20 protein-coding genes and 1 pseudogene are annotated in these 17,860 nt (G+C 56.4%); 18 read left to right on the plus strand and 3 right to left on the minus strand.

Features of this window, described 5'->3' with window-relative positions:
* The 8 genes from ACR0NO_RS21320 (at position 1) to ACR0NO_RS21355 (ending at position 5,788) form a co-directional block, all read left to right on the plus strand.
* The gene (locus ACR0NO_RS21320) at positions 1 to 969 is read left to right on the plus strand and encodes a C-terminal binding protein (protein ID WP_480725540.1); all 969 of its coding nucleotides are present in this window, start codon (positions 1 to 3) and stop codon (positions 967 to 969) included.
* Positions 963 to 1,274, plus strand: coding sequence for a hypothetical protein (locus ACR0NO_RS21325; protein ID WP_480725542.1), 312 nt, complete (start codon positions 963 to 965; stop codon positions 1,272 to 1,274). Before ACR0NO_RS21320 ends, ACR0NO_RS21325 begins: the two co-directional genes overlap by 7 nt.
* Positions 1,271 to 1,921, plus strand: coding sequence for an RraA family protein (locus ACR0NO_RS21330; RefSeq protein WP_480725543.1), 651 nt, complete (start codon positions 1,271 to 1,273; stop codon positions 1,919 to 1,921). Before ACR0NO_RS21325 ends, ACR0NO_RS21330 begins: the two co-directional genes overlap by 4 nt.
* A 70-nt stretch (positions 1,922 to 1,991) precedes the next feature.
* Positions 1,992 to 3,182: an L-dopachrome tautomerase-related protein gene (locus tag ACR0NO_RS21335; protein WP_480725545.1), complete on the plus strand. Its 1,191-nt coding sequence runs from the start codon at positions 1,992 to 1,994 to the stop codon at positions 3,180 to 3,182.
* A gap of 61 nt (positions 3,183 to 3,243) precedes the next feature.
* Positions 3,244 to 4,161 (plus strand): sugar kinase, encoded by a 918-nt coding sequence (locus ACR0NO_RS21340; RefSeq protein WP_480725547.1) that lies wholly within the window; start codon positions 3,244 to 3,246, stop codon positions 4,159 to 4,161.
* A gap of 3 nt (positions 4,162 to 4,164) precedes the next feature.
* Positions 4,165 to 4,869: an SDR family NAD(P)-dependent oxidoreductase gene (locus ACR0NO_RS21345; protein ID WP_480725548.1), complete on the plus strand. Its 705-nt coding sequence runs from the start codon at positions 4,165 to 4,167 to the stop codon at positions 4,867 to 4,869.
* A gap of 12 nt (positions 4,870 to 4,881) precedes the next feature.
* Entirely contained in the window at positions 4,882 to 5,409 is a 528-nt protein-coding gene (locus tag ACR0NO_RS21350) for a 2,4'-dihydroxyacetophenone dioxygenase family protein (RefSeq protein WP_170668350.1), read from the plus strand.
* A complete protein-coding gene (locus ACR0NO_RS21355; RefSeq protein WP_170668351.1) occupies positions 5,387 to 5,788 on the plus strand; it encodes a methylglyoxal synthase in 402 nt (133 codons plus the stop codon). Before ACR0NO_RS21350 ends, ACR0NO_RS21355 begins: the two co-directional genes overlap by 23 nt.
* Positions 5,789 to 5,980: 192 nt before the next feature.
* On the opposite strand, the gene ACR0NO_RS21360 is transcribed toward ACR0NO_RS21355, so the two are convergent.
* Positions 5,981 to 6,928, minus strand: a complete 948-nt coding sequence (locus ACR0NO_RS21360) for a LysR family transcriptional regulator (RefSeq protein WP_480725550.1) — start codon at positions 6,926 to 6,928, stop codon at positions 5,981 to 5,983.
* Positions 6,929 to 7,164: 236 nt separating this feature from the next.
* Here ACR0NO_RS21360 and ACR0NO_RS21365 point away from each other — a divergent pair, with 236 nt between their 5' ends.
* Positions 7,165 to 7,905: an SDR family oxidoreductase gene (locus ACR0NO_RS21365; protein WP_425085527.1), complete on the plus strand. Its 741-nt coding sequence runs from the start codon at positions 7,165 to 7,167 to the stop codon at positions 7,903 to 7,905.
* Positions 7,906 to 8,394: 489 nt separating this feature from the next.
* Here ACR0NO_RS21365 and ACR0NO_RS21370 read toward each other — a convergent pair whose 3' ends face one another.
* Positions 8,395 to 8,613 carry a hypothetical protein gene (locus ACR0NO_RS21370; RefSeq protein ID WP_170474859.1) on the minus strand — a complete coding sequence of 73 codons (219 nt, stop codon included), beginning with the start codon at positions 8,611 to 8,613 and terminating at the stop codon, positions 8,395 to 8,397.
* A gap of 211 nt (positions 8,614 to 8,824) precedes the next feature.
* On the opposite strand from ACR0NO_RS21370, the gene ACR0NO_RS21375 reads away from it, so the two are divergent.
* The 3 genes from ACR0NO_RS21375 to ACR0NO_RS21385 are packed head-to-tail and all read left to right on the plus strand — an operon-like array spanning position 8,825 to position 10,968.
* On the plus strand, positions 8,825 to 9,325 hold the full coding sequence (locus ACR0NO_RS21375; RefSeq protein ID WP_480725552.1) for a Dps family protein: 501 nt from the start codon (positions 8,825 to 8,827) through the stop codon (positions 9,323 to 9,325).
* 51 nt (positions 9,326 to 9,376) lie between these two features.
* Entirely contained in the window at positions 9,377 to 9,661 is a 285-nt protein-coding gene (locus ACR0NO_RS21380; RefSeq protein ID WP_480725554.1) for a sll1863 family stress response protein, read from the plus strand.
* A gap of 44 nt (positions 9,662 to 9,705) precedes the next feature.
* A complete protein-coding gene (locus ACR0NO_RS21385; RefSeq protein ID WP_480725556.1) occupies positions 9,706 to 10,968 on the plus strand; it encodes a DUF2254 domain-containing protein in 1,263 nt (420 codons plus the stop codon).
* A 502-nt stretch (positions 10,969 to 11,470) separates the two neighbouring features.
* Here the strand turns inward: ACR0NO_RS21385 and ACR0NO_RS21390 are convergent.
* Positions 11,471 to 12,073, minus strand: coding sequence for a helix-turn-helix domain-containing protein (locus ACR0NO_RS21390; RefSeq protein ID WP_480725558.1), 603 nt, complete (start codon positions 12,071 to 12,073; stop codon positions 11,471 to 11,473).
* Between the two features lie 147 nt (positions 12,074 to 12,220).
* On the opposite strand from ACR0NO_RS21390, the gene glyA reads away from it, so the two are divergent.
* The 6 genes and pseudogenes from glyA to gcvT all read left to right on the plus strand — a co-directional run.
* Entirely contained in the window at positions 12,221 to 13,474 is a 1,254-nt protein-coding gene (glyA, locus tag ACR0NO_RS21395; RefSeq protein ID WP_480725559.1) for a serine hydroxymethyltransferase, read from the plus strand.
* Positions 13,475 to 13,485: 11 nt separating this feature from the next.
* Entirely contained in the window at positions 13,486 to 14,868 is a 1,383-nt protein-coding gene (gene lpdA, locus ACR0NO_RS21400; RefSeq protein WP_170380686.1) for a dihydrolipoyl dehydrogenase, read from the plus strand.
* Positions 14,869 to 14,882: 14 nt separating this feature from the next.
* A complete protein-coding gene (gene lipA / locus ACR0NO_RS21405) occupies positions 14,883 to 15,827 on the plus strand; it encodes a lipoyl synthase (RefSeq protein ID WP_170380687.1) in 945 nt (314 codons plus the stop codon).
* A 24-nt stretch (positions 15,828 to 15,851) separates the two neighbouring features.
* Complete coding sequence (locus ACR0NO_RS21410; RefSeq protein WP_170380688.1) at positions 15,852 to 17,225, plus strand: alanine/glycine:cation symporter family protein; 1,374 nt, start codon at positions 15,852 to 15,854, stop codon at positions 17,223 to 17,225.
* Between the two features lie 78 nt (positions 17,226 to 17,303).
* On the plus strand, positions 17,304 to 17,726 hold the full coding sequence (locus ACR0NO_RS21415) for a universal stress protein (protein ID WP_170637793.1): 423 nt from the start codon (positions 17,304 to 17,306) through the stop codon (positions 17,724 to 17,726).
* A gap of 16 nt (positions 17,727 to 17,742) precedes the next feature.
* Positions 17,743 to 17,860 (plus strand): annotated as a pseudogene (gene gcvT, locus ACR0NO_RS21420) (glycine cleavage system aminomethyltransferase GcvT); the annotation flags it as partial.

The raw sequence follows: 17,860 nt of genomic DNA on the forward strand, positions 1-17,860 counted from the left end.
ATGAACCGCCAAACCATCGCTATTCTTGAACCCGGTTATGCCGCCTATGACACCGAGGCTTCGGTGTTGGCCGAGCAGGATGTTCAGATCGCGCCGGTTGCGCCGGAAACCGAGGCGGTCCCGGCCCTGCAGGCGCTGGATCCGGTTGCCATCCTTGTGCGGGAACGCATTGTGGATGCGGCTGTGATCGATGCCTGCCCGAACCTGAAAGTCGTCGTCCGCTATGGGGTGGGCGTCGACAACATCGACTTGGACTACGCGCAATCGCGAGGCATCTATGTTGCGAATGTACCAGACTATGGTGCGGAAACCGAAGTCAGCGAACATGCGCTGGCACTGTATCTTGCCGTGCAGAGGCGTATTCCGTCCCGAGATGCAGAAGTGCGGCAGGGTCAATGGGGGGTAGGGCAAGCGGCGTTGATCCCCAGCCGCGAAAACGCCACCCTTGGCCTGATTGGCTGCGGCAAGATCGGCCTGCAAGCGGCACGGAAGTTCCGGGCCCTGGGGTTCGCTTCGGTTCTGGTTTTCGACCCCTACCTTAGCGACGACGCAGCCCAAGCGGCGGATGTGCAAAAGGTGGATTTGATCAACCTCTGCAAGGCGTCCGACGTCATCAGTCTGCATGCTCCTCTCACGCCCGAAACACGGCATATTCTGAACGCTGAGCGTATCGCACAGATTAAGCCAACCTCGATCGTGATCAACGTGTCGCGCGGCGGATTGGTGGACGAAGCCGCGTTGGCTCAGGCCCTCCACCAAGGCCGCATTTTCGGGGCAGGGATCGACGTGTTCGAACAGGAACCGGTCGATCCGACCAACCCCCTTTTGCATAGCCCCAACACCATCGTCTCAGACCACGCTGCCTGGTACTCTGAACGCTCGGTTGCGGTGCTGCAGCGATGTGCTGCGCGTGAAGTCGCGAGAGTCCTTGAGGACGAGCAACCCGATCACTGGGTGAACAAATGGTAGATTTCGTCAGCACTTTGCGATCGGCGCAAATTGTCCCGGTGATCCGCCATAGCGACCCCGAAATCGCATTGACGACCGTCAAATCCTTATTCCCCAATCTTGCCCTGATGCCGACTGGCGGCGTGTCTCCTGACACTGCGCAATCCTATCTGAACGCCGGTGCGCTTTGCGTTGGCATGGGTGGAAATCTGCTGCCCGCCCAGGCGCTCGAGGCCGGTCACATCGACTTGGCTCGCGCACAAATCAACGCGGCTCTCACGGCTGCATCTTTTCAATCTTCCCAACGTAAGAGGATACTCTCATGAACACCCAAGAACTCGTTGCCGGGTTTCGCGACGTGGCCACCGCATCCGTCGCGGATGCCGTGGACAAGGTGTCCGGCAAGACCGGATTTCTGCCTGCCTCGATCAAGCCGCGCATCAATGAAAGGAAGATCGTCGGTCCAGCCGTGACAATCTTGGAAGGACCTACCGATGAATTCCTGCCACCGCAGCACGCGCTTGACGCCATCGATGAATCCGAGGCCGGTTCGGTCATCGTGATCTCGACCAATGGCACCACCGATGTGGCGCTGTGGGGTGGTCTGATGACCGCCGGAGCCGTTGCCAACAAACACGAAGGTGCCGTTCTGGACGGTGGCGTTAGGGATCTGGTCGAGATCAAGCGCGACTATGACTTCCCGGTTTATTCCCGCTGCGTTAACCCCGGCACCACTCTGGGTCGCGTTCGTACGCTGGCATCGAATGTAGAAGTCGACATGGGCGGTGTAATTGTCCACCCAGGCGACATCATCGTTGCAGATATCGACGGTGCGGTTGTGGTCCCTCGTGAACATGCAGAACCCATCTTGGAAATGGCACGCGAGATTGATGAGCGCGAAGCCGAACAAGCACGTCTGATCATCGAAAGCGGTTCGCTGCGCGAAGGTCTGGCGAAATACGGCCGTATTTAAAATGACAAACCGCCCCGCAGGTTGCTCGCAACAACCTGCGGGACACCAGACCTCAGCAAGGGAGGAATACATGCTGAAACGAATGCTCAACACGGTGGCCCTTACCGCCGTCCTGGCTACCCCGGCGCTCGCGAACGGGCCCGAGGTCGTCGCGGAATGGAACACTCTGCCCTATGCCGTCAAGGATGAAGCAACGAAATCCGCCTGGGAAGGCAGCGAGATTTACGGCAAAGCGTTGGTTCAAGGCGCCAAGGTCGACAGCCAGGGCAACATCTATGTGTCCACCGCCCGTTGGGGTGGGGCAGAGATCCCCTCGACCGTCTCCAAGCTGGTCAAGAACGGTGATACTTGGGAGCTCGAGGCGTTTCCGTCTGAAGAAATGAACAACATGTCCAACCCTGATGGTCTAAAGGCCGTGCTGGGTTTTGAGATCGACCGCAATGACGTGATGTGGATTCTCGATCAAGGCCACGTGGCAGGCCCTCCGTTCGAAGACGGCGACGCGAAGCTTGTGCTGTGGGATCTGAAAGAGAACAAGGAAATTCAGCGCTATGTTTTCACCGCGGAAGAGGCGGATCGTCAGTGTTCTTTCCTGAACGATCTGGCTGTCGATAACGACACCGGATTTGCCTATATCGCCGACAGCGGCATCTTCTGTGACCCGCTGCACGGTGGCTTGATTGTCTATGACAGCAACACCAATTCGGTGCGTCGTATTCTGGACCAGCACCGGTTCACCAATGATGAGCCGAATTTCTTCTTCAACATTGACGACCGTCCGGTGCTGAAGAATGGCGGCATGCGCACCGGTGCCGATGGTATCGCGCTGTCGGGCGACAAGGAAACACTCTACTGGACCAACCTGACGGGCAATCACCTGTATAGCCTAACGACCGAAGTGCTGCGAGACTTCGAAACCAATGAGACAGTCATCGAAAACGCGGTTGAGGTTGCTGCGGTGCTGCCTTCCAACACCGATGGGATGACGGCGGACAACGAAGGCAACATCTACATGACCGCGCTGTCGCTGGACGGGATCATGAAGTTCGATGAATCCACCCGTCAGGTCAGCCGTTTCGTCCACCACCCAGAAATGAACTGGCCGGATACGCTGGCCTGGGGTCCGGATGGCGAGATGTATGTGGTCTCGAACCACCTGCATATCTGGGTCGATGGCGACATGAACTTTGAAGACCCCGAAATCCCGAACTTCCGTATCTGGAAGATTCCGGGTGTTGGTCAAAGTTATACGGCCGAATGATCCTCCCAAACCCCTTGGTCAGCCCACCGGGGCTGGCCCTTTTTGCAAAGATGAGATGACCATGACCCCCGATATTTTGTGCCTTGGCGAGCCGATGCTGGAGTTCAACCAGCAGCCTGACGGGAACTACCTGCCGGGACATGGCGGTGACACCTCGAACTGCGCAATCGCCGCCGCGCGTCAGGGTGCGTCCGTCGGCTATGTGACGCATATCGGCGCGGATACGTTCGGCAATTCCTTTATGGACCTGTGGAAAGCCGAGGGCATCGACACCTCGACCGCGCGTCAGGTCGCGGATGCTCATACCGGGGTCTACTTTGTGACGCATGGCGCGAACGGGCATGAGTTTAGTTATTTCCGCGCAGGCTCGGCCAGTAGCCGGATGGAGCCAGATGATCTGCCAGTGGCGGCGTTGCAATCGGCGAAGATACTGCACGTTTCGGGGATCAGTCAGGCGATTTCGGATGTTGCTGCCGATACCGTGTTTCGGGCCATTCAGATTGTAAAGGACGGCGGAGGCCTCGTGTCCTACGACACCAATCTGCGCCTGAAGCTCTGGCCGATCGAACGCGCCCGTGCTGTGACGCACGCTGCAATGTCACAATGCGATATTGCCCTTCCTGGTCTGGATGACGCCGAGCAACTGACAGGCTTGTCCGACCCGGATGCCATCGCGGATTTCTACCTAAACCTCGGTGCAAAAATTGTCGCCCTGACGCTGGGGGCCGAAGGGACCCTGGTTGCGACACCAGACAAGCGCGAACGTGTCAAAGGCCGCCGGGTCGAAGCGGTGGATGCCACGGCCGCAGGCGACACATTTGACGGTGCTTTCCTGTCTCGTATTGTTGCGGGCGACGACCCATTTCAGGCCGCACGCTATGCCAACGCCGCTGCTGCGCTTTCGACCCAAGGGTACGGTGCGGTTGCCCCGATGCCTCGCAGCGACGCGGTCGAGGCGTTTCTTGCGGAAGGAGACTGATCCATGAAACACGCCGTTGTAATTGGCGGCACCCGCGGCATAGGCGCCGGTATCGCAGGGGAACTTCGCCGTAAGGGATGGCGCATCACCGCGACCGGTGTCGGAGCTGAAGAGGTTTCGGAATATGCTGCGCAGCACCCTGACGACGTCTGTGCGCAGTTGGATGTGCGGGATACTCAGGCCGTAGCCGCGTTCTTCGGTGGGATCGAGAAACTCGACGGGCTGGTCAATTGCGCAGGTATTCTGGCACGTGGCGCGGAGTATGAGATCGACGTTTTTGAGACAGTGATCGATATCAACCTAACTGGTACCATGCGCTGCTGTCTGGCCGCGCAACCCTTGTTGGCCGCGTCGGGTGGAGCCATCGTGAACACCGCGTCGATGCTCAGTTACTTTGGTGGGCCACTTGTTCCTGCTTATTCTGCCAGCAAAGGCGGCGTGGCGCAGTTGACTAAGGCTTTGGCCGGGAAATGGGCTGAAGATGGCGTGCGCGTCAATGCAGTTGCACCCGGATGGATCGAAACCGAAATGACCGAGGCCCTGCGCGCCGATCCGGCCCGCAACCAGCCTATTCTGGGTCGGACACCGCTGGACCGTTGGGGCAAACCATCCGAGGTTGGCGCACTGGCTGCTTGGCTACTGTCGGATGAGGCTGCTTTTGTGACCGGCGCTGTCTATCCTGTGGACGGCGGCTATTCTGCAATGTGAGGAGGGCAACTGATGCCAGTACAAGGAAACGACGACGATCCCAGGATGCCTTATCAACTGCCCTTCCCCAAGGATGCGCAGGATGAGATCGTCATCCCTGAAGCCGTCGCCAAAGACGAGAGGGTCTGGGTGCCGCAAACCGAAAACGTCTCGTTCCGACCGCTATGCTTGAACCGGTCCCAAGGGTACTGGATGAACCTGTTGCGGGTGCGGAAATCCGGGGTTCTGTCGAGGCATCGGCATCCGCAGCCCGTTCATGGTTTTGTTCTGAAAGGTCGATGGCACTATCTGGAACATGACTGGGTCGCGGAGGAAGGCGGCTATGTATTCGAACCGCCGGGCGAAACCCACACTCTGATCGTACCCGATGATGTCGACGAAATGATCACCTATTTCCAGGTCAACGGCGTGATGCTGTATGTTGACCCATGGGGCAAAACCATGGGGTATGAGGACGTCTTCACTAAAATCGACATGTGCCGTAAACATTATGAGGATGTTGGTTTAGGGGCGGACTATGTCGAGCAATTCATCAGGTAGACCGCTCAAACTGGCCCTGGTTGCCCATGACGCCAAGAAAGACCTGATGGTCGAATGGGCCCAGTCCCATGCTGACATCCTAAGTCAGGCGGAATTGTTCGCCACCGGAACCACCGGTGGCCGCCTCAGGGCCGCCTTGCCTGAGCTTAATGTCACCGCGCTGCATAGCGGGCCACTAGGCGGGGACCAGCAACTTGGGGCAATGATCTGCGAAGGCCGGCTGGACGGTTTGTTCTTTTTTATCGACCCAATGTCGCCGATGCCGCACGACGTGGATGTCAAAGCTCTGAGCCGTCTAGCGATCGTTTATGATCTACCCTTCGCAAGCAGCCCAAGCACAGCGGATTACGTTCTGAAAGGGCTGACCGGACCAAAGTAGCTTTAAGGCTTTGGATGATGCTACGTTCAGTCGGACCCGCAAGGTCAGGGTGTATTGATTTTCGTTGCGTTGCAGGATTCACGGCTTGGAATTCAGAGCGGTGGCATTAGCAGTTTTTTTTTGACTGAGCGACAAGCAGATGGCGTAGCGTCCCTCTTTTTCTCCAGCGCTGGCGCGGCAAACTACAGTCATCTATTGGCTATGAACCCTGACCCCAGGAAACGCGTTTCCCAGATCGAGTTCCGTCGAACGGCTCATTTCAGTGAATGAGTCTACAACGAAGCGCCCCAAGGGTTCATGTGCTGTCTTCTGGGTCCAAACCATTTCGCTTTCCCATTTCGGCAAATCCAATGGCGTTGGAAAGACGTCACACCCAGCGCGCCGCGCAACCGGAGTCAACGACGTTGGCACAGTTGCAATCAAGTCGGATTGAGCGACGATATCGGGTAGCAGAGCAAATTGGGCGCAGGTCAAAACCACTTGCCGAGCTTTTCCAAGCTTCTTTAGTGCCTTATCTACAAAACCGATTTTGTCATTGTTCAGTGTCATCAATGCATGACGAGCCTCTAGGAACGACTCAAGTGTCAAACCATCTCGGGTCAAAGGGTGATCGCGGCGGGCGATACATACAAAACTGTCCGGCACAATCGTCCGTCGATGAAACCGCGCAGGAAGCTGACCAAATGTACCAATGGCCAACGTCACTGTTTCGGCATCCAATTGATCAATCAGATCCGTTTTGTTCATCGGTACGAAGATCAGGCTAAGATTTGGTGCGTGTTCTGCAAAGTAAGTGACCATCGCAGGCGCCAAACGAAGAATTGCTAAATCCGAAGCTGCAACGGTGATTTGGCCTTGGGCGTGTTTGGGATCAAACTCGGTTTGCTCCAGCATTTCGGAAACGATCGTCAGCGCGCCTTGCACTTTTGGCGCCAATTCTTCCGCACGGCTGGTTGGCACCATTCCGCCCGGCCCCCTTTGAAAGAGTGGATCTTCGAACCTGGCGCGAAGCCGGTTCAGCGCGTTGCTCATGGAGGGCTGAGCAAGACCTATAGACGCCCCAGCGCGGCCGACATGTCGTTCGCGGTACATCGCATCGAAGGCTTTGAGGAGATTGAGGTCGAGAGAATTGATATTCATATGGTGAATTTATTGCATTCTATTTATCCATTTCAACAACTTCGTACTGCGCATTAAATATCCGATCAGAAGCAACAAACGCTCAGATTGCGGCGGGTCGAAAGCTCCAAGGGGCACAATGGTTGCCGGAGTATCTAACACCGGAGTTGGGCCTGGAAGTGTGATCCTCAACCAGCCAAACCAACCCAGAGCGGCGATCCGGTGCGAATGCCACTGAAGGAAAGAGGAGTTGAACTGTGACAACCGTTTTTGAAACCGCGCTAAAAGGCAAACATGTCGTCATCGTTGGCGGCGGTAGCGGTATGGGCAAGGCAACAGCTGAACTTGCAGCCAGTTTGGGCGCCAAGGTTACAATCTCAAGCCGCAACAAAGAGAAACTGACGGCCGTTGCGTCTGAAATTGAAGGTGACATTTCGGTCGCTTCCGTTGACACCACTGACGAAGCAGCTGTCAAAGCATGGGCTGCCAGCCTCGGCGAGGTCGATCATCTCGTCATCTCGGCATCCAGCGCTGCGCACGGCGCGTTTGCTGAACTGCCGACTGACGACCTGCGCGGCATGATTGAGGCCAAATTCATTGGCCCCTACGTGACCGCTCGCGAGGTTCTGCCGTATCTGGCCGACGGCGCATCAATCACGCTGTTTTCCGGCGTGCTGAGCCGCCGCCCATCGGCCGGCGCGACCGGTCTAGGTGCGGTGAACGCGGCTGTTGAGGCTTTGACCATGGGGCTCGCGCAAGAACTGGCGGGTAAGTCCCGCGTCAACTGCATCAGCCCCGGAATGGTTGCGACCGAAGCCTATGCAGGCATGCCAGAAGAGGCACGTGAAGGCATGTACGCACAGGTTGGTGGATCGCTCCCTGTTGGCCGCGTCGGCAGGGCCAGCGAAATCGCTCAAGCTGTCATCATGGCAATGACCAACGGTTTCCTGACAGGTTCTGTGCTGGATATCGATGGCGGGCATCTGATCAAAGCCTGACAGTCTTTGCGGGGGTGCTGGCTGCCCCCCTCTTCCTGTTCGGCTCTTGCGGAGCTTCACATGTCAAGTTCCCCGTGTTTCGATTCAATTGATTTGCGCGAGCCGGTCATCTCTACCAGAAAGCCCGCCACTATGGACGATCGTACCGATCAGCTTGGGGCTGTTGACAATTCGTCCGGCGCACCCGGTGAACGCGGCACTTTTTGATACCTCCGAGGCTTGGATTGGATCTGCAGCAGCCCCCCATGTTCAGTTGGCCGATCTACCCGAGCCGGGCTTTGACAAAACTGGTCGTACGCGCCTTTCGGTATGGCGAGGCGTCATCACCATCTGAAAAAAGATGCGGTTGATAACGCGGCCAACTCTCAGATGTTGGGGCGCCTCATACCCTTTCACCGATGAATAGATGCTGACGTATAGGATCGTTTGATCGCTCATGCCATGTTGGTCCACCACTGGCGTCACTGGATTGCTCTGTGGGTTTTCCTGTCACTCGTCCACAACACGAAACTCGCCGGAAGGCGCGTCAGTAGGTGGCTCTGCGAACTCGTTGGAAATCAGACCGCGGCGGATTAGTTCTCGAATGGCGGCCGCTCTGGAAGGTAATCTGTTTTCGAACCGCCAATCATCAATGGCTTTAAGCTCCTCGAGGTCGAGCATCAGTTGCAGTTTTTCTGTGCGCTTTGGTGGTCGATTTTGATCAGACACTGGTATGACCTCAGTAGCTTACGTCAGTTACTCCAAGCATGTATGGCATTGGGCCTGCGTGTCTACATCAATGTTGGCAAGTTGGGCTGGATACCCAGGATCATGAAGCGCTGCATGATGCGTCGGATACCTATAATAAGTATATGATTTTATTTGAAAAATATTTTTTCGCTTTTAGGTTTTACTCCACAAGCAACGAAACGGAGTGAAAATGATACAGCAAGTTTTGAAGTCTGAAGTTCAGGAAGAAACCAACGACACAGGTATCGACAAAAACGCATGGATCGCCAACGCGGTGACGGAAGTGCTGGCCGATACAATGGTTCTGATGGTGAAAACGCAAGGCACACATTGGAACGTCGTGGGCCCACTCTTCTTGCCGATCCATGAACTTACAGAGCGTCAGTATTGCGACCTGTTTGAAGCTGCGGATGATTTGGCCGAGCGTGTGCGCGCTCTAGGTCAGGTGGCCCCGATCTCGTTCACGGACATGGTTAGCCACGCCAAGCTGACCGAAGAAGAAACGGTCAAAAACGCAGAGGGTATGATCAACCAGTTGGTTGCGGACCACGAAGCGATTGCCCGGAACCTGCGTGAGACTGCCGCGACCGCTGCCCGTTATGGCGATGGGGCTACAGAGGATTTGATGAACGCTAGGATGGCGAAGCATGAGGAAGCGGTCTGGATGCTCAAGGCAATTGTTGCGGCCTAATTGGCAGCTCCCATTGATATGAACCAAAGTTTGAGACGAAAGGAAAATTTGATGACACGCGTCGGGTACGAGAAAAAGGCGCAGCTGCAACTGGATAGCTGGAATGCTCAAATTGATGTTCTCGAAGCCAAGCTGAAGGTGGCCGAAGCGGACGCCAAACTCGAGCTCGAGGAGCAGCTCAGTAAGCTCTACAAGGCAAGGTCTGACGCAGAGGCTCAACTGAATGACTTGAAGTCGACCAGCGACGAGGCCTGGGAAGACGTCAAAGAGGGCTACGAGGCTGCATGGGGCGATATGCAGAGTGCTTTGAAAGAAGCGGCGGACCGGTTCGCATAAAGCTGAGTTTGTGAACAATGCTCGTGTCGTGAATGGGGACCGGAATGCAAACACCTAGAGAATTAGTGAGGTACTTTCGCGGGTTCCTAACCATCCCTGCTGCCATAAGCCTCTCAGGGCTTTTGGTGGCTGGGATTGTCTTCAGGACGGAGCAAGCGCTCATAAATTGGGGTTGGTTCACTTCTGATTGGCTCAGTGTTTCCAATCACACTGCGAGCGATGTTCTCAGCGCAATCTCGGCAGCATCCATGTCCGCGTTGGTCATGGTCTATTCCATTGTTCTGCTGGTTTACACTTTGGCGGCAGGATCTATTGGACCCAGGCTCTTGCAGCGTTTTGGCGAAGACAGGGTAAATCAGATTGCAGTTGGCTCACTTGGAGCAACGTTCTTATACAGCTTGATGATCCTGTGGCTGATACGCGATGACACATTCGTTAATTTGGCCGTTGCGATTGGTATGATCTATTCGATCACCTCAGTTCTACTACTGCTTCTTTTCGTTCACACAGTATCGACGCGCGTAACCATTGATCAGGAGGCGGCGCGGATTTCTGAGGCCTTGGATCGCCAAGTGAGCGCCGCAATCGAAAACAGTGCAGATATTCCATCTTCAAAGGCAGTCCCTGAGGAGGGAGACAAGCGCCAAGTCTTGGCTTCGGGCACTGGATATGTGAATTCGATCAATACCGAAGGTCTGGTGAGTGCGGCCAAGGAAGCCGGAGCAGTCGTCGTTTTTGATGTGCAGCCAGGAGACTTTATGGTTCCATCGGACACTTTGGCCTATGTTTATGGTGATAGTGACGAAAGCCTCGATCATCTGGTGCAAGCGGCAGCTCCGTTAATCCCCGCGCGAGATCCTAACGGAGATATCCGCTTTTCTGTTCATCTTCTCGTTGAAATCGCACTTCGGGCTCTGTCGCCAGGTGTCAACGACACGTTCACCGCAATAGTCTGCATCGACCGTCTATCGGCGTCTCTGGCTCGAGCGTGGTCGTCAAAGCTCTGCACGGGCGTGTATCGGGATGACGCCGGAACCGTGCGGGTGGTTTACCCGTCGATCACGGCAGAGTCTTTGTTTCGCGACTCAATGCCGGCACTGAGACGCGCAGCCAGGGGCAATGGGCTCGTAACGGCCGCCCTTATTCGAGCTCAGGTGCGCATCGCGGAGGCAGCTCCGTTTGAAGATGTTCGTATGGTTGCAGATGAACTGGCCGCGGTCAGAGATGAAACACGAGAAAGCGATATGCTAAAGCGCGATATTGAAAAGTTTTGCGGCCAAGTCGAAACCGCACTTGAACGAATTTAGCTAGCTGTCCTGAACTCGAGTCAAAGTATCTCAGCCCTACGAAGACAGGTCACTTAGGTGCCAGTTATCCGTCCGAATAAAGCTTGGACCATAAAACGTGAACTTGTCACACGTCAGCGGGATAGTTCCAGGGCATCAGGCTGGCGATGTTTGCCTGTTTGTGACCGCTTGCAATAGCGATCAGCATTCGGGCGAGCTAGGCGGGGCGGTCCACGCCATTGAGTTTGTAGGTTTCGTTCATTGAGGCGAGGAATGCCCAATTTTGAACTCCGGTCTTGTGTCTAGCGAACAACGCGTTTGTCCTGATCAGGGCTATTAAACGGATTGTCCATTTGACGCTGTTGAAATCCAGTTTCAATCAATCATCGTGGAGGAAGACGATCAGTCCGTCCTAGTGCTTGGCAGTATGGCTCAGAGTCTCGCCGATGGGCAACTTAGCGGAGGCGCGGGTGCGTTGTTTATGCAGCAGCGACATATGAGTCCAACCGACTGTGCGCTCAGATCACTCTAGCGAAACCCACAAGACTTTTGCGTCCTCTTTGCTGGTTGAAATGCAGCCGTGACCCATTCCGCTATCGTAGTACAAGGAATCCCCGGCCTTCATGGTCAATGGGCGATAGTGTTCCGAAATAAAGGTTAGCTCACCGCTGATCACATACATAAATTCTTCACCCGAATGTCTGATCCAGTTCTCGAATTCAGACACATCACGGGCTTTGATCGTCGCGATATAAGGCAGCATTCGCTTGCTGGTGAGTTCAGAGCAGAGCAACTCGTGCAGATATGTCGGTGTGTCCTTCATCTCGCCCTGGCCTTTTGGAGTGTAATCGCGGCGGCCCGAAATACCGCTTTGGCCTGATTGCAGGAACAGCTGCGGGGTGCTCATTTCCAGCGCTTGAGTCAGCCTGCGAACAATATCGAAGCTGGGTCGCGTCTGGTTGTTTTCGATCTTGGAAAGTGTCGAGCGACCGATTCCCGCCGCCCGTCCGGCTTCCTCCAACGTCCACCCTTTTGCACGGCGCGCATCCCGGATTGAACGCCCCAAAGCAGCGCCTTCGTCCTGTTCATCCGGCCCGACGGCGTCGTTCAAGCTGTCATCGACCATAGAAATCTCCCTGATTTTCCGCAGGTTACAGATTTCCCCATCCTTACACAACTTCACAAGTACGAGATATATGTTGCCTTGAGTATCCGATTTCCACTATAGGAAACAAAATTTCGTACTTGGGATTCGAGTATGGAGGAGGGAACCTTGTTTACAAAATCGCTCAAAGATGCAGATCCGATTATTGCTGCTTCCATTGCACGTGAAGGCAAGCGCCAAGCAGAACAGATCGAGCTTATCGCGTCCGAGAATATCGTCTCGCAGGCTGTGATCGACGCGCAAGGTTCTGTGCTCACGAACAAGTACGCTGAGGGCTATCCCGGTCGCCGCTACTACGGCGGGTGCGAATATGTGGATGAGGTTGAGGTTGAAGCGATCGAACGATTGAAGACGTTGTTCGGCTGTGAGTTCGCCAACGTTCAGCCACACTCTGGCGCGCAGGCAAACGGAGCGGTGAAGCTTGCGCTGCTCAGCCCCGGTGACACGATCCTTGGCATGTCGCTTGATGCCGGTGGTCACCTGACGCACGGTGCCAAGCCTGCGCAGTCGGGCAAGTGGTTTCACCCGGTTCAATATGGTCTGACGGACGAGGGGCTCATCGACTATGACCAAGTCGAAGCGTTGGCCAGGTCTGAAAAGCCAAAGCTGATCATCGCGGGCGCATCGGCCTATTCGCAAAAGATCGATTTCGCTCGGTTCCGTGCGATCGCGGATGAGGTTGGTGCCTGGCTGCTGGCCGACATGGCGCATATCGCGGGTCTGGTTGCGACCGGGCTGCACCCCTCGCCAATTGGTCACGCGCATGTGGTCACCTCGACGACCCACAAGACCCTGCGCGGTCCGCGCGGCGGGATTATTTTGACGAATGACGAGGCGTTGGCGAAAAAGATCAACTCTGCTGTGTTCCCCGGACTTCAGGGCGGCCCCTTGATGCACGTGATCGCAGGTAAGGCCGTCGCTTTTGGCGAAGCGTTGAAGCCAGAGTTCAAGGAATACATGCAGCGCGTCGTCGACAGCGCCACCGCTTTGGCCAACGTCATGATGGCGCGTGGCTGTGATATCGTTTCGGGCGGCACAGAAAACCACCTTATGCTGGTTGATCTGCGGCCGCTTGGCGTTACCGGCAAAGATGCAGAAGCTGCGCTCGAGCGCGCCGGATTCACATGCAACAAGAACAGCGTTCCGGGTGATCCGGAAAAGCCGACGATCACAAGCGGTATCCGGCTGGGAACAGCCGCTGGATGTAGCCGCGGGTTTGGGCCTGAAGAGTTCACTCAGATCGGCCATTTGATCGGTGATGTTCTCGATGCGCTACGTGAGTCTCCTGAAGGCGATGCAACCATCGAAGCCGAGACCCGCGCAAAAGTCCGCGCCCTCTGCGACAACTATCCAATCTACTGAAAGAACACCCAATGAGCATTTACGATCTCATCGTCATCGGGGGCGGCCCTGGCGGTTATGTTGCTGCGATCCGCGCGGCTCAACTGGGTATGAAAGTGGCTTGCGTGGAAGGGCGTGGGGCGCTGGGCGGAACCTGTTTGAATGTTGGGTGCATCCCCTCCAAAGCGTTGCTGACCTCCTCGGCCAAATATGCCGAGCTTGCACATCTCTCCTCCCATGGCATTGCCGTCGAGGGGGCCAGCATCGACGTGCCGTCAATGATGGGGCGCAAGGACAAGATCGTTGGCGATCTGACCAAGGGCATCGGTTTTCTGTTCAAAAAGAACGGCGTTGAGCTGATCGAAGGCTGGGCCCGCATTCCGGCGGACGGGCAAGTGCAGGTTGGCGACGATATCTATGAGGCCAAGAATATCCTGATCGCCACAGGGTCTGAACCGACACCGCTGAACGGTATCGAGATCGATGAGAAGGATGTTCTCAGTTCTACCGGTGCATTGTCGCTGGACACGGTGCCGGATCATCTGGTTGTCGTCGGGGCAGGTGTGATCGGGCTTGAGTTGGGTCAGGTTTGGGCGCGTCTTGGGGCCAAAGTCACAGTAGTTGAATATCTGGACCGCGTTCTGCCCGGTATTGACGGTGAGATTGCGAAACTGGCGCAGCGCGCGCTCAGCAAACGCGGCCTGAAGTTCCAGTTGGGACGTGCGCTGAAGGCCATTGAAAAGTCTGAAACCGGATTGACGCTTACTCTGGACCGGGTCGGCAAAGACAAGGAAGAGGTGATCGAAGCCGACAAGGTTCTGATCGCCGTCGGACGCCGACCCGTCACGCGCGGGTTGGGGCTGGAAGAACTGGGGATAGCTCTTGACCCGCGCGGCTTTGTCCAAGTGGACAACAGCTTCCGCACATCGGTTCCCGGCATCTATGCGATCGGGGACTGCGTCCCCGGACCGATGCTGGCCCATAAGGCCGAAGAAGACGGCGTTGCCTGCGTTGAGATGTTGGCGGGGCTGGGCGGCCATGTCGACTACAACACCGTACCGGGTGTCGTTTACACCGACCCTGAGGTCGCCTCGGTCGGTGTGACTGAAGAGGCGCTGAAAGAAGCCGGTGCCGAATACGCGGTCGGCAAATTCGCGTTCATGGCCAACTCGCGCGCACGGTCGACAGGAGAAACCGACGGCGCGGTCAAGGTTTTGGCTGAACCGAACGGCAAAATACTAGGCGCGCATATTTGCGGTGCGCATGGCGGTGATCTGATCGCGGAACTCGTTCTGGCGATGACCAAAGGTGCCACCGTCGCCGAAGTCGCCTCCACCTGTCATGCACATCCAGCTATGGGCGAGGCGGTCAAAGAAGCCTGCCTCGACGCCATGGGTCGCGCGATCCACGCGTAAGAAGGAGCCGCCAGATGACCATCCAGCTTCGCCCCCGCCACCCCGAAAAAGCCAAGAAGGCAGATAGTGTCATTCCCCGCAAGCCCAAGTGGATTCGCAAGAAAAAGGGCGACAGCACCGAGTACTATGAAACCCGCCGCTTGATGCGCGAGCATAACCTGGCGACGGTTTGCGAAGAGGCCGCCTGTCCCAATATCGGCGAGTGCTGGTCCAAGCGCCACGCCACCATGATGATCATGGGCGAGGTTTGCACGCGTGGCTGTTCCTTCTGCAACGTGGCCACCGGTCGACCGGATGCATTGGATGTGTTCGAACCGGGCCGTGTCGCGGCGGCCGTCAAGAAGCTGGGGCTTCGTCATGTGGTGATCACATCGGTTGACCGCGATGACTTGGATGACGGCGGCGCCGAACATATCGCGCAGACCATCCGAGCGGTGCGGCACCAAAACCCTGAAACCACCGTCGAAGTTCTAACTCCGGACTTCTTGGGAAAAGGGCCTGCCGCAGATCTGGTATTTGAAGCAGCGCCGGACGTTTTCAACCACAATCTGGAAACTGTGCCGCATCTTTACCCAACGGTTCGTCCCGGCGCGCGGTACTATACGTCTTTGCGCCTGTTGGACGATGCCAAGCGCGCAAACCCTGAGATCTTTACGAAATCCGGCCTGATGGTCGGCCTTGGCGAAAGCCTCAGTGACGTCCGCCAAGTGATGGATGACCTGCGCGCCGCAAATGTCGATTTCCTGACAGTCGGGCAATACCTGCAACCGACCCCGAAACATCACCCGATCGACCGGTTCTGGTCACCGGAAGAGTTCGCCCAGCTGGAGCAGATCGCGCGCTCCAAGGGCTTTCTACACGTGTCGGCCACCCCGCTGACCCGTTCGTCGTTCCATGCGGACGAAGACTTTGCCGCCCTCAAGCAAGCTCGCCAACGAGCAATTGCTGCCGGGGCATAACCAGACGCACTAGGGAGGAATACCATGGAAGCGTTAAATTCAATCGTAGGGGCCATCAATGGCGTCGTGTGGGGGCCGCTGATGCTGGTGCTCATCCTTGGCGTTGGCTTCTTCCTGCAGGTCGGGCTGAAATTCATGCCGATTCTGCGCATTGGCACGGGCTTCAGCCTGTTGTTCAAAGGCCGGGAAGGTCAGGGCGAAGGGCAGATCAGCCCATTCAACGCGCTGATGACCTCGCTGTCGGCAACCATCGGTACAGGTAACATCGCTGGTGTGGCCACTGCTGTCTTCCTGGGCGGTCCAGGCGCCTTGTTCTGGATGTGGATGACCGCCCTGGTGGGCATGGCCACCAAATACGCCGAAGCTGTCTGCGCCGTGAAATATCGTGAAAAAGACGAGTTGGGTAACTATGTCGGCGGCCCGATGTACTACATCAAGAATGGACTCGGCGCAAAATGGGCTTGGCTGGGTGTAGCATTCGCCCTGTTCGGCGCGATCGCCGCCTTCGGCATCGGCAACGGCGTACAGGCAAACGGTGTGGCACAGGTTCTTGAAGCGAACTTTGGTCTGAACACCTCGGTCACTGGCGTTGTTCTGATGGTTCTGACTGCAGCTGTCATCCTGGGCGGTATCACTCGCATTGGTGCGGTTGCCGGTAAGCTGGTTCCGTTTATGGCCGTTGCTTATATCATCGCGGGCCTGCTGGTTCTGCTGATCAACATCGGCAACATCGGACATGCGCTGTCGCTGGTCTTCACCTACGCGTTCACTCCGTCCGCCGCAGAAGGTGGTTTCGCGGGTGCAGCCGTTTGGGCCGCCATCCGCTTTGGTGTGGCACGTGGTGTGTTCTCGAACGAAGCCGGTCTGGGTTCCGCCCCAATTGCGCACGCCGCTGCCGAGACCAAAGGTCCGGTAAACCAGGGCCTGATAGCGATGCTGGGTACGTTCATAGACACCATCATCGTCTGCTCGATCACAGGTCTGGCAATCATCGCGTCGGGAGCTTGGACATCGGGTGAATCCGGTGCGGCTCTGACCAGCCACGCGTTTGAACTGTCGCTACCAGGTATCGGTGGGTATCTGATCGCCATCGCTCTGTCGATCTTTGCCTTCACCACCATCCTTGGCTGGTCCTTCTATGGCGAAAAATGCGTCGAGTTCCTACTGGGTGTGAAATCCCTGATGCCCTACCGCGTTCTGTGGATCGTCATGATCTACTTCGGCGCAACCGCAGATCTGGGCTTCATCTGGCTGCTGGCAGACACGTTGAACGCCATGATGGCTATTCCGAACCTGATCGCCCTGGCCCTGTTGAGCCCGATCGTCTTCAAACTGACGAAAGAGTTCTTCGCCTCGGGCGGCCAGTCAGAAGAGCCGGAGGCAAAACCTGCCGAATAAGTTCGGCCCGACCAAAACGGGGGGCCAACCCGGCCCCCCGCCTTTGAAATAGAATTCCATATCTCGAGGAGAGACGTGATGGCCACGAAAATCCTGCTGCCCATTGATCATACCGATGACCGTTCCTGGAAATTGGCTCTGCCGGTCGCTTTGGAACAGGCGAAATTCTACGGTGCCGAACTGCATGCAGTTGCCGTCATCCCCGAGATTATCCAACTTCCGAACCTGCCCGCGAACTATGGCGCTGGAGCAAAGGATCATGTCCGCAACGCGGTTCAGGCCATTCTGGACCACGGTGATGCCTCTGATGTTGCGATCCATATTGAAGAAGGCAGCGTTTACCGTGAAATCCTGAAACTCGCCTATAAAGAGGGGTTTGATCTGATCGTCATGGCCTCCACCAAGGGCGACTTCCCGAACTATGAAATTGGTCCGAACCTGGCACGGGTGGTGCGGAATGCGCACTGCACAGTGACGGTCGTTCGCGACCAATCCCGCTGATTGAAAGGTTAGAAAAATGACTTCACCGAATCGCACTCCACTTTACTCTCTTCATGTTGAGTTGGGTGGAAAGATGGTTGATTTTGCGGGCTGGGAGATGCCTGTTCAGTATCCGTTGGGGATTATGGGGGAGC

This window comes from Ruegeria sp. CL3 (assembly GCF_056536505.1).

Coding starts and splice junctions, on each gene's coding strand:
- ACR0NO_RS21320 (WP_480725540.1), top strand. CDS start 1: ATGAACCGCCAAACCATCGCTATTCTTGAACCCGGTTATGCCGCCTAT.
- ACR0NO_RS21325 (WP_480725542.1), top strand. CDS start 963: ATGGTAGATTTCGTCAGCACTTTGCGATCGGCGCAAATTGTCCCGGTG.
- ACR0NO_RS21330 (WP_480725543.1), top strand. CDS start 1,271: ATGAACACCCAAGAACTCGTTGCCGGGTTTCGCGACGTGGCCACCGCA.
- ACR0NO_RS21335 (WP_480725545.1), top strand. CDS start 1,992: ATGCTGAAACGAATGCTCAACACGGTGGCCCTTACCGCCGTCCTGGCT.
- ACR0NO_RS21340 (WP_480725547.1), top strand. CDS start 3,244: ATGACCCCCGATATTTTGTGCCTTGGCGAGCCGATGCTGGAGTTCAAC.
- ACR0NO_RS21345 (WP_480725548.1), top strand. CDS start 4,165: ATGAAACACGCCGTTGTAATTGGCGGCACCCGCGGCATAGGCGCCGGT.
- ACR0NO_RS21350 (WP_170668350.1), top strand. CDS start 4,882: ATGCCAGTACAAGGAAACGACGACGATCCCAGGATGCCTTATCAACTG.
- ACR0NO_RS21355 (WP_170668351.1), top strand. CDS start 5,387: ATGTCGAGCAATTCATCAGGTAGACCGCTCAAACTGGCCCTGGTTGCC.
- ACR0NO_RS21360 (WP_480725550.1), bottom strand. CDS start 6,928: ATGAATATCAATTCTCTCGACCTCAATCTCCTCAAAGCCTTCGATGCG.
- ACR0NO_RS21375 (WP_480725552.1), top strand. CDS start 8,825: ATGATACAGCAAGTTTTGAAGTCTGAAGTTCAGGAAGAAACCAACGAC.
- ACR0NO_RS21380 (WP_480725554.1), top strand. CDS start 9,377: ATGACACGCGTCGGGTACGAGAAAAAGGCGCAGCTGCAACTGGATAGC.
- ACR0NO_RS21385 (WP_480725556.1), top strand. CDS start 9,706: ATGCAAACACCTAGAGAATTAGTGAGGTACTTTCGCGGGTTCCTAACC.
- ACR0NO_RS21390 (WP_480725558.1), bottom strand. CDS start 12,073: ATGGTCGATGACAGCTTGAACGACGCCGTCGGGCCGGATGAACAGGAC.
- lpdA (WP_170380686.1), top strand. CDS start 13,486: ATGAGCATTTACGATCTCATCGTCATCGGGGGCGGCCCTGGCGGTTAT.
- lipA (WP_170380687.1), top strand. CDS start 14,883: ATGACCATCCAGCTTCGCCCCCGCCACCCCGAAAAAGCCAAGAAGGCA.
- ACR0NO_RS21410 (WP_170380688.1), top strand. CDS start 15,852: ATGGAAGCGTTAAATTCAATCGTAGGGGCCATCAATGGCGTCGTGTGG.
- ACR0NO_RS21415 (WP_170637793.1), top strand. CDS start 17,304: ATGGCCACGAAAATCCTGCTGCCCATTGATCATACCGATGACCGTTCC.